Source organism: Nevskia soli, assembly GCF_903970205.1.
Classification (GTDB): domain Bacteria; phylum Acidobacteriota; class Terriglobia; order Bryobacterales; family Bryobacteraceae; genus Bog-113.
The window spans coordinates 1-9,860 of the sequence record NZ_CAJCHS010000030.1; the positions used below are offsets into that span (position 1 = coordinate 1).

Consider the following 9,860-nt stretch of genomic DNA (forward strand, 5'->3'; position numbering starts at 1 on the left):
GAATGGATGGAGCAGATGGCTCGGAACGCGGTCGATCCCGATGTCGGCTACTTGCGCAACCAGCGATACCTGCTGCATGACCGGGACGCGAAGTTCTGCGCCACCTTCATTTCGATCCTGGATTCAGAAGGCGTGAAGTGCCTGGCGCTGCCACCCCGCCGAATCTGAATGCCTTCGCGGAGCGCTGGGTACGATCGGTGAAAGAAGAATGCCTGCGCAAACTCATCCTATTCGGCGAAGGATCGCTGCGCCACGCATTAGCTGAGTATGTATCCCATTATCATGCGGAACGGAACCATCAGGGTAAAGCGAACACTCTGCTGTTTCCGGACGCGCCGCCGATTAGATCCGGTTCTGAAAGTAGTGCGCCGAAGCCAGCGACTCGGAGGCTTACTCAACTATTACTGCCGGGCCGCATGAATAATTTGACCATTCGACGTTCGAATGCTAGCAAATGCTAGCGGAAAACCTGCCAAATCCTTGCAAATTATTGAAAATAAAATGGCTTAGTTGGTGGAGGCGGCGGGAATCGAACCCGCGTCCGAGAAGGCTAGAAGCGAAAAGACTACGTGCGTTTCCGGTTCAGTTGTTTCGGCTGCCGCATCAGAGCCGGCAAGAATACGAACAGCCTAGCCCGATTGTTTTTTCGTCCCCTTGACTCCGGACCGAAGTCGCAGGGCTTATCCCGCAAGATGACGCTTGATCTCCGCCGCGCGGGCTCACCGGAGGAAGCGGCTACTTAATTACTTAAGCGGCGTATGCAAACTGCGTGTTGGCAGTTCTGTTTTTCCGATCGTTTTACGGGAGCTCGGAACCCGGCACGACTTCCCAACCCTATTCCATCCCGTCGAAACCTGGACGCCCCCTTTCGATACCCAATTCGATTCTAGCGAACTCGGAACGATTCCGCCGCTCTAAAGCAAATCTGCCGCGGTAAAGAAGAACGGGATTTCGTCCGCCGCCGTCTCGGGCGCGTCGGAGCCATGGATCGCGTTGCGCTCGATACTCTCCGCGAATCGCTTCCGAACCGTTCCCTCGGCCGCATTTGCCGGATTCGTCGCGCCCATCACTTCGCGCAGCTTCTTGACCGCGTCTTCGCGTTCCAGAACCATGGCGACCACGGGGCCCTCCGTCATAAACGTGACCAGGCTTGCGTAAAAGGGCCGCTCTTTATGGACCTCGTAGAAAGCCTCGGCCTGCGCCTTCGCCAAGCGCAGCATGCGCAGACCGCGAATCCGGAAGCCTTCCTTTTCGAGTAGCTCCAGGATAGCTCCGGTGTGGCCGGAAGCGACAGCATCCGGCTTGATGATTGAAAACGTTAGTTCCATTGATCCTTTACTTCTTACCTTCTAAGCGGCTCTTCACTTTTTCACCAATGTCTGCGGGTGACGGGCACATCGTGATGCCGGCTTGTTCCATCGCGCGAATCTTATCCGGCGCTGCGCCGGACCCGCCGGAGATGATCGCCCCCGCATGACCCATACGGCGGCCCGGAGGCGCGGTCTGTCCCGCGATGAATCCGACGACCGGCTTGTGTACGTTGGCGCTGATATAGTGCGCCGCCTTCTCTTCCGCATCGCCGCCGATTTCGCCAATCATTACGATGGCGTGCGTATCGGGATCGTCGTTGAACATCTTGATCGCGTCGGTGAACGAAGTGCCGATGATTGGATCGCCGCCGATTCCGATACAAGTCGACTGTCCGATACCTAAAGAAGTTAGCTGGCCGACGGCTTCGTAAGTCAAAGTTCCCGAGCGCGAGACGACTCCCACGTTGCCTTCCTTATGTATATGACCGGGCATGATTCCGATCTTGCACTTACCCGGCGAGATAACTCCCGGGCAGTTAGGCCCGATCAATCGCGACTTACGGCCCTGCATGAACTCCCACACCTTCACCATGTCGATCTGCGGGATTCCCTCGGTGATACAAACAACGAGTGGGATAGCGGAATCGACCGCTTCCATGATGGAATCAGCCGCAAACGGCGGGGGCACGAAGATGACCGTGGCGTTCGCGCCGGTTTCGCGGACAGCCTCCGCGACCGTGTTAAAGACGGGTAAGTCCAAATGCGTGGCGCCGCCTTTACCCGGCGTAACTCCACCGACAACCTTCGTGCCGTAAGCGATAGCCTGCGTCGCGTGGAAGGTACCTTCTCTTCCGGTGAAACCCTGCACCAGCAAACGCGTGTTCTGGTCGACAAGTACGCTCATTTACGGTTTCGCTCCTGCCAGGCGCACGACCTTCTCGGCCGCATCGCGCATACCTTCGGCTACTGTGAAGTTGAAGCCCGACTCTTTGAGTATCCGCCGTCCTTCTTCCACGTTAGTACCTTCCATGCGGATCACGATAGGTACTTTCACATCGAGATCGCGCGCGGCCGCCAGAACTCCGTTGGCCAGCGTGTCGCAGCGCAAGATACCGCCGAAGATATTAATCAACACAGCCTTGACACCGGGATCTGATAAGAGGATGCGAAACGCGTTCTTGATCTGCTCGGCGTTCGCGCCGCCGCCGACGTCGAGGAAATTCGCCGGGCTGCCGCCGGCATACTTGATGATGTCCATCGTGGCCATCGCAAGTCCCGCGCCGTTAACCATGCAAGCGACGTTGCCATCCAGCTTGACGTAGTTGAGACCGAACTTCGAAGCTTCCACTTCGAGCGGATCTTCTTCGTTCAGATCGCGCAGCGCGGCGAGGTCTTTGTGACGGAACATCGCGTTATCGTCGAAGTTCACCTTCGCATCGAGGGCGTAGACTTTCCCGTCCTTCGTAAGAATGAACGGATTGATCTCGGCGAGCGTGGCGTCGTTCGTGTCGCAAGCGGTGGCTAGCGCGAGGATGGCGTGAACCGCTGCGTTCATGCTCGCGGCGGGAATTCCGATGCCAAACGCCAGGCGGCGCGCTTGATACGGACGCAAGCCGAAGCCGGGCTCGATCGTTTCCTTGAGAATCGCGTGCGGATTGTGTTCGGCGACTTCTTCGATCTCCATGCCGCCCGCCGCGGATGCCATGAAAACGAACTTGCCCAGAGCGCGGTCGAGCACGATGCCGAGGTACAGTTCCTTGTCGATCGGCAGCGTTTCTTCCACCAGTACGCGCTGCACCACGCGTCCTTCAGGTCCGGTCTGGTGCGTGATCAGCGTCATGCCGAGCATTTTTTCGGCGGTCAGCGCGGCTTCTTCGGCATTCTTCGCGATCTTGACCCCGCCGCCTTTACCGCGCCCGCCGGCATGAATCTGGGCTTTGATGACGACGCTGCCGCCGATGCTCTTGGCCGCGGCTTCGACCTCTGCAACGGTGAACGCCACTTCGCCGCGAGGGACCGGCACCTCGTATTTCGCCAGGATCGCCTTGGCCTGGTACTCGTGGATTTTCATTTAAGTTCGCTTTATGTGCGAGCCCGGCGCAGTGCCCGGCTCAAGCATTTAGAAGGATAGCATTCGGAGTTTTTGGGCGTCCTGGCCGGTTGTGCCTCGGGCTACCGCTGGTTCCAAGGAACGCCGTGTGGTCACCTGAAGCGCTGCCGATAAACCTCAAAGTATGGGGACTGCTCGTTGCGACCGTGAAAGAACATTCCTGGATAGTAAATCGTGTAAAGCTAACCAGATTGAAAGTAACGATTCAGTCATGACCGACTTCGCTATTTTGGACCCTGTAGTGACGCGGCGCGGCTGAAGGGTAGGCCATTAAGTGAGGGAGGATTGAACTCCGTATTTGGGCCGGCAACTCCCGGCGACCCAGGCTCGTGATTAGCCTCCTAGTTTGGTGTAAGCCCCCAGCCCATTCCTAGCGCGCCGTTATAGTTGGCTAACCAATGGCGAAAGCCCGAGGAGCATCGCGGCGAACAGCCTCACTGCTGCTATGATTGGCGGCCCGATGGGAAGCAATCCCACTTGTGGAGAAACCAACGTGAAGATACGACTACTTTTTCTTGCTCTGTTCGCGTCAGCGTGGACAGCATCGGCTCAAACCTCTATCGCAATCATCAATCCGGATTTTATTCACGACCAAGTCAAGTGCAGCGCGGGACAGCTCTGTAGCAAGACCCCTGTTGGCGGCATTTTCGTGACCGACACAATTGTCTATAACCTCGGGAGCTAACCGGTCCACTTAGGCCAACCCCTCCAGATTTACATAAAGAGCCTTGGCTTGGGACAGGCAGTCATCGATCTGGTCCGAGTAACGGCCGAATGATAGGCGCCGCTCAACCACAGCGTTTACCGCTATGCTGTTAAGCATCCTTCCTGACGTGAGCGAAGCCACTCAACTACTTCCGTTTCTACATGCCGCCGCCGCGCGGCGACACTTAAGCGCCCAGGAGGCCGAAGCGGCCATGCGGGCGATTCTGGAGAACGAAGCCACCATCGCGCAGATTTCGGCGTTCCTCATCGCGGTCCATATGAAGGGCGAGACCGCGGCGGAACTCGCCGGATTCGCCCGCGCGCTGCGGGCGGCTGCCGTGCCGGTTCCGTTCGCCGTTGGGCCCGGCGAGACGCTGCTCGATACCTGTGGGACCGGCGGTGACGGGTTGAGTACATTCAACATTTCGACGACAGTCGCTTTCGTGGTCGCCGGGTGCGGCGTGCGCGTCGCAAAGCACGGGAATCGGGCGGTGTCGAGCGCGTCCGGGAGCGCGGATGTGTTGGAACATCTGGGGGTCACCGTGGCTGTGTCCGGCGAGCAGGCCGCCCGAGCTCTGCAGGATGCCGGGATCTGTTTTCTGTTTGCGCCCGCGTTTCACCCCGCAACCAGGCAGGTGCAGACGATCCGGCGCGAGCTCAAGTTGCGCACGCCTTTCAATCTGCTGGGGCCGTTGTCGAATCCCGCGCAAACGGATTCGCAAATCGTGGGAACGCCCTCGCTCGATGCGGCCGCGCGGGTTGCCGCCGCGCTGGCGGAACTTGGGTTGAAGCGCGGTTATGTGGTTCATGGGCACGACGGTCTGGATGAGGTGTCGCTTTCGGGACCGACGACCGCGTTCCGCATTCAAGGCGGCAAGGCCACGGAGGCCACGCTAACTCCCGAAGATTTCGGAATGAAGCGCGCGCCCATGGAAACGCTGCGCGGATCGACGCCGCAGGAGAATGCCCGAATAACGCTTCAGATTCTATCGGGCGAGCGCGGGCCCCGGCGCGACATTGTACTCATGAATGCCGCTTTGGCTCTGATGGCGGCGCGCAAGGTCGAGACGATCGAGGATGGGGTGCGCGCAGCGGAACTTTCCATCGATTACGGCGGGGCGCAGCAGAAACTGGACCAGCTACGGTCTGCAAAATAGCGCTCGACTAAATAACGCCGCTATAACGCTTCAGGATCTGCGGCAGATTTTGTGAGAACGCGGACCGCGCCAACACCATGTCGCACCCGGCCTCGTGCGCGCTCATCTTGAGTTCCGCCTGCACATGAGAGACGAACGCAATCACGCTCGTACCCTTGGCTTCCGGAATCTGCTTGAGTGCGAGGATCGTTTTTACCGGTTCCAGCGCGTCGAAATTTAGATCCACGATCACCAGGGCCGGAGCGCTTTTCGCTCTTTCCAGAACATCCGCGGATGTTTTCACGATTTCAGGCTGCATTAAGGCGCGTTTCGCGGCGTCCAGAATTTTCGCCATGAAAAATAGGTCGCTTACGGCGACGAGCATACGGGTATTTGCCTGTCTGGGCATACTTGTAGTCTTTGTTTTGAATGTTTCGACGGCACGCAGACCGGGCTGCCCTCGCTGAAAAACTGGAGTTAGGAGCTTCTACGAAGATATCTGTTTTCGAGCCGCATAGCAAACGTGCAAGCCGTATTTCGTTCTGCTCACCAAGCGGGTGGATTTACAACCGCGATGTCACTTACTTAACGGCGCCCGATCGGGGCTTTCTAGCTATGTATCCCGCTAAGCGGCGCGCCGGAAGCTTATGAGAAGTTCGATCATCGCGGCGTAAGCGAAGGTAAGGCTTACACCAAGGTTGTAATTAAGCCGGAGCTGGATCGCAAAGCGGCCTAGCTTTGAGTAAAAGGTTTGCGCGCTTCGGCTGTATGGAGGCGCGCAAACTCTCGTCTTCTACTTCTGGCTAACTAAACTTGTCCCCATATACGCGCCGGCATTGTCTCCATTAACCAGCGTGACGCCGGTATCGACGAAGGTCGGAATTTTCGACTCCGGACTGCTTGCCCACGGCCTGTCCAGGTTCCCGATTTTCGATGCATTCAGATCCGCAAGCATCCGAAGTCCCACATAGGCCATGGTGAATGGTTTTTGGGCAACAGTCGCGCTGATCAATCCTTTCTTGATCCAATCGAGAGTACGCGGGTCGGTATCCATCGCCACCACCAACTTCCCCGGCACGTTATGTTCGCTCAACGCCTCAGCGACCTCTGAGCATGAGACCGCCTCCAAACAGACAAACGCGTCCACCTTTGCCGCATCCTTGTCCAGGATTTCTTTTGCCGCCGCCAATGCTACTTGGGGATCGCCTTGAACGTCCACCGTGCGCGTGATCTTAAGATTCGAGTGGTTGGCGAACGCATCATTCAATCCGTGCAAGCGCTGGACGAGGTTCAACTGTTCGGGCATGGTAAAAACGACGACATTTCCTTTGCCGTTCAGCGTGGAGTTTACGGTCGAACCGGTCAAGAGCCCGGCCTTGTAATTGTCGGTTCCGATGAACAGCAGCCGTTTGCTATTCTCCGCGTCGGAGTCAAGCGTAAACACCGGGATGCCCTTGGAAATCGCGCTGTCAATGTCCGCGCGCATCAGGCGCTGGTCTCCCACCGAAATCAAAATCCCGGAAGGGTTCTGATTGAGTACACGTTGAAATTCTTCATGCTGCTCTCTGGGCTTATAGGTCTCCGGACCCACGAGTTCAGCCTTAACGTTCAGCTCCTTGGCCGCGAGATTCAGCCCGGATAATGCGGATTGCCAATACGGAAGCTTAATGTTCGTGGCAATCAGATAATACGTACCCTGCGGAGCGGGCGGCGCCGTGCTGCAACCAATCGACCCAAGCCAAGCCGCCATTGCAATCGCGAGTGAGGTTCTACAGTGCGAATTCATCGGAAGACCTCCAATTCTTTCCGAGTGGAAGTATATCGCGAGTCAGCCCCCCGGCGGTGGCTCGGTCTTCCTGTTTGTGATGCCGAACACCAGATTGGAGCGCCCCGGAGTTCGTTGGCCTATCATAAGAGCCGGATTCCTCAAAAACCGGAGACTAGATGCGACACGCCTTCCCCTGGTTGTTCTCGTTCGTAACCGTGGCAGTTGCCGCGCAGACGCTGCCGCCGCCCCCCGCGCCGCTCGGAGTGCCGAAGCCGGGACCCGTAACCGACGCTCCCTACGCGCCGCAGCCGATTCTGCCGGGCGGCGTCGTGATTCCCTTGTACCCGCCCGGGTCTACGTTCCTGAAGGCCGACCGCGTCCATGAGGCCGAAGTCTACAGCATGAGCCAAGCGGTACCGGGACGGATCAACAGCATCGTCAACATCCACAATCCCTCGATCGAAGTGCATACGGTGGATCGCAGCATCAATACCGGAGCGGCCGTGATTCTGGTTGCGGGCGGCGGCCACAACACCCTGAACGTCGGCAGTGAGAGCGCCGATTTCGTGCCGTTCTTCTATAACTACGGGGTGAACACGATCATCCTGCGGAACCGCCTCAGGAAGGATGGCTACATCGCGGAAGTCGACGCGGTGAACGACGCGCTCCAGTCGGTCCGTATGGTGCGCGCTTATGCGGCGCAGTTCAATATCGATCCGCATAAGATCGGCATGATGGGGTTTTCGGCGGGAGCGGAATTGGTTGCCGCGGCCGCCGTCCTGTACAACGACTTCGATAAGAAGAACAATACCAACGATGCTTTGGCGGGAGTTACTTCACGCCCGGATTTCGTAGGCATCATTTACCCCGGACCGTCTCCGTTTGCGCGCAACCGGGTTGCGCCGCCGATTCCGCGCAATGTGCCGCCGGCGTTCCTTGTGTGCGGGGGGTCCGGAGATCGCGTGCATGCCGTGTGGGCCATGGAATATTTCAGCGCGATGCTGAATTTGGGCGTTCCGAATATCGAGATGCACATCTATGGAAACGGACGGCATCCCGGCGACCCGCTGCCGGATGGAAGTCATATGACCGGAGGCCTGACCGACCGCAACGATACGCCCTTCGGCACCTGGCAGTTCCGGTTTATCGATTGGTTCCGCGACCTTGGGTTTTTGCAGAGGCCTGGGGTTGAGACGAAGGCCGCGAAAGACAGCAATGCTTTCGTCAGCCAGACGCCGCTAGCGGATCGACACTAGCGGCCTACACTCTCCTAATTCGTCGAAAGAAGGCAGCATACCGAATCACTACCGCATTCCAACCGGATTGATGTCGCCGTTCGATAGAATTGGGGCGTGGGAAAGCCTTGAGCGCAACAACGATACCGGAGTCTTTTCTTGAACATCGGCAGTCGTTCACCTCGCCCTGGATTGACCGATGGACCGTGCCGAACCCCTTCGTATCCGCTCTGCACCAGCTTCTGAAAGAGTTAGGGGTTGAGATGGCGGATTTCTCGTTCAATAAAGAGGCTTCCAGCTTGGGGGATGTTTTTCTCAACATTGCACTCCGGAAACTCGACGCTGCGGTGAAGATCGGTTTGGATTTCGTCACCTTTAGCGCTGCTAATCCAGACTGGGCGGAAGCGTCGCGGCTGATCTCCACATTCGAGCAAGTGGCGCGAGTGGTATGTGGGATGGTCGAAGCAACCCCGGCTTCTCAACAATCTACGTTGGCCCTTCATGTCAGGTCTGACACTGTCGACGTCGCCGCCGCAACCGCTGCTCTGGTGAGGAAGGATATGGTGGGCGAAGCGGTGTTCTACGGCGTGTCACTTCACCGAAGCGCCGGAACCGTGATCATTGACAAATCGGTAAAGTATGAACGCGCCGCTTTTGTTCGGCTGCAGCGTCGATTCGTCGGGGAGGACTTGTTTCCGTATATAGCTGCCAAACTATACGAGGATGAAGTGTTCGCCTTCCGCTTGCTGGGTTTGATGGATGAGCGCGGTGTCTCAAGATGATGAGTACTTTGAGTACACAGGATCAAACACCGAAGCAGGATTACTCGCTATGGGAGGCGGCGGAGCGAGGGACGGCGCCGTCGTTGTATGGTTACACGAGCGATCGGGGCGGTCCACTCAACGAGAGCGATTTGGCCGCAATGCCGGCGTTTTCAAATCCGCAGTCCGTCGGATTGTCCGATTTTGATCAACAGAGTGTAGGGATTGAACGCCTGATCCACAACCGGCGCCCAGCGATGTCCATTGAAAATCATCTTTGCCGGGCGCCTGAAGTTCTAGCCGCACTGGTGCGACTGCAGCGCCGCTCAGAACGAGATCATGGATACCGTGCTGCCCAACTGTGGTTGTCTGAAAATCGCCACAAATGGGTTGGCCAATGGATCGCGCTACAAGGATCCCGATTGATCGCTTCCGGCAAGACCGGAAAAGAGGTTTATGCACGGGTCCTGGCAGAAGAACCGCCAGCCCTAGTTATCAAAATCGAAGACGATTCCGTTCCGTTCGGGGGCTGGTGAAGGTTGCCTTCCCTGGCTTTCACGTATCGTGGCAGTTATCGAAATTCCTCGTTGGGTATCGAAGTTCCGATCACGATAATGGCGGGCAACCGTGAGGTTAGTCTACTCGCCAAGGTCGACACAGGGGCCCTGTCCTGCATTTTTCAACGCGAGCACGCCGAGGCGCTAGAGCTCGACGTCGAATCGGGCGAGCCGCAGCGGTTCGTAACAGCAACCGGGGCGTTTGCGACGTACGGTCACACCGTGCGTTTGTCGTCGTGCGATTTCGATTTGGACAGCATGGTGTACTTCGCCAGGGA

Annotated in this window: 11 protein-coding genes and 1 other RNA gene; 6 read left to right on the forward strand and 6 right to left on the reverse strand. The window is 57.6% G+C overall.

Annotated elements, in window-relative coordinates:
- Positions 1-137: 137 nt before the first annotated feature.
- Positions 138-461: an integrase core domain-containing protein gene (locus H1Y01_RS19840; protein WP_367399755.1), complete on the forward strand. Its 324-nt coding sequence runs from the start codon at positions 138-140 to the stop codon at positions 459-461.
- A 50-nt stretch (positions 462-511) separates the two neighbouring features.
- Here H1Y01_RS19840 and ssrA read toward each other — a convergent pair.
- The 4 genes from ssrA to sucC all read right to left on the reverse strand — a co-directional run bounded on the left by ssrA (position 512) and on the right by sucC (position 3,381).
- Positions 512-866: a transfer-messenger RNA gene (ssrA, locus tag H1Y01_RS01700) on the reverse strand.
- A gap of 48 nt (positions 867-914) precedes the next feature.
- Positions 915-1,328 carry a nucleoside-diphosphate kinase gene (ndk, locus tag H1Y01_RS01705; RefSeq protein ID WP_180538364.1) on the reverse strand — a complete coding sequence of 138 codons (414 nt, stop codon included), beginning with the start codon at positions 1,326-1,328 and terminating at the stop codon, positions 915-917.
- Positions 1,329-1,335: 7 nt separating this feature from the next.
- Positions 1,336-2,214: a succinate--CoA ligase subunit alpha gene (sucD, locus tag H1Y01_RS01710; protein ID WP_180538365.1), complete on the reverse strand. Its 879-nt coding sequence runs from the start codon at positions 2,212-2,214 to the stop codon at positions 1,336-1,338.
- The gene (gene sucC, locus H1Y01_RS01715) at positions 2,215-3,381 is read right to left on the reverse strand and encodes an ADP-forming succinate--CoA ligase subunit beta (protein ID WP_180538366.1); all 1,167 of its coding nucleotides are present in this window, start codon (positions 3,379-3,381) and stop codon (positions 2,215-2,217) included.
- Between the two features lie 848 nt (positions 3,382-4,229).
- On the opposite strand from sucC, the gene trpD reads away from it, so the two are divergent.
- Positions 4,230-5,282, forward strand: coding sequence for an anthranilate phosphoribosyltransferase (gene trpD, locus H1Y01_RS01720; protein WP_180538367.1), 1,053 nt, complete (start codon positions 4,230-4,232; stop codon positions 5,280-5,282).
- Positions 5,283-5,289: 7 nt separating this feature from the next.
- Here trpD and H1Y01_RS01725 read toward each other — a convergent pair whose 3' ends face one another.
- The gene (locus H1Y01_RS01725) at positions 5,290-5,670 is read right to left on the reverse strand and encodes a response regulator (protein WP_180538368.1); all 381 of its coding nucleotides are present in this window, start codon (positions 5,668-5,670) and stop codon (positions 5,290-5,292) included.
- Between the two features lie 384 nt (positions 5,671-6,054).
- Entirely contained in the window at positions 6,055-7,011 is a 957-nt protein-coding gene (locus tag H1Y01_RS01730; protein ID WP_180538369.1) for a substrate-binding domain-containing protein, read from the reverse strand.
- A 194-nt stretch (positions 7,012-7,205) separates the two neighbouring features.
- On the opposite strand from H1Y01_RS01730, the gene H1Y01_RS01735 reads away from it, so the two are divergent.
- The 4 genes from H1Y01_RS01735 to H1Y01_RS01750 form a co-directional block, all read left to right on the forward strand.
- On the forward strand, positions 7,206-8,285 hold the full coding sequence (locus H1Y01_RS01735) for an alpha/beta hydrolase fold domain-containing protein (RefSeq protein ID WP_180538370.1): 1,080 nt from the start codon (positions 7,206-7,208) through the stop codon (positions 8,283-8,285).
- Between the two features lie 107 nt (positions 8,286-8,392).
- Complete coding sequence (locus H1Y01_RS01740) at positions 8,393-9,046, forward strand: hypothetical protein (protein WP_180538371.1); 654 nt, start codon at positions 8,393-8,395, stop codon at positions 9,044-9,046.
- A gap of 8 nt (positions 9,047-9,054) precedes the next feature.
- Positions 9,055-9,561: a DUF5678 domain-containing protein gene (locus H1Y01_RS01745; protein WP_180538372.1), complete on the forward strand. Its 507-nt coding sequence runs from the start codon at positions 9,055-9,057 to the stop codon at positions 9,559-9,561.
- Between the two features lie 3 nt (positions 9,562-9,564).
- Positions 9,565-9,860: aspartyl protease family protein (locus H1Y01_RS01750; RefSeq protein ID WP_219341181.1), on the forward strand; the 296-nt coding region annotated here is incomplete at its 3' end.

Bases quoted from the DNA above. Each gene is read 5' to 3' on its own strand.
- H1Y01_RS01735 (WP_180538370.1), top strand. From the start codon at position 7,206: ATGCGACACGCCTTCCCCTGGTTGTTCTCGTTCGTAACCGTGGCAGTT.
- trpD (WP_180538367.1), top strand. From the start codon at position 4,230: ATGCTGTTAAGCATCCTTCCTGACGTGAGCGAAGCCACTCAACTACTT.
- sucC (WP_180538366.1), bottom strand. From the start codon at position 3,381: ATGAAAATCCACGAGTACCAGGCCAAGGCGATCCTGGCGAAATACGAG.
- H1Y01_RS01730 (WP_180538369.1), bottom strand. From the start codon at position 7,011: ATGGCGGCTTGGCTTGGGTCGATTGGTTGCAGCACGGCGCCGCCCGCT.
- ndk (WP_180538364.1), bottom strand. From the start codon at position 1,328: ATGGAACTAACGTTTTCAATCATCAAGCCGGATGCTGTCGCTTCCGGC.
- H1Y01_RS01725 (WP_180538368.1), bottom strand. From the start codon at position 5,670: ATGCCCAGACAGGCAAATACCCGTATGCTCGTCGCCGTAAGCGACCTA.
- sucD (WP_180538365.1), bottom strand. From the start codon at position 2,214: ATGAGCGTACTTGTCGACCAGAACACGCGTTTGCTGGTGCAGGGTTTC.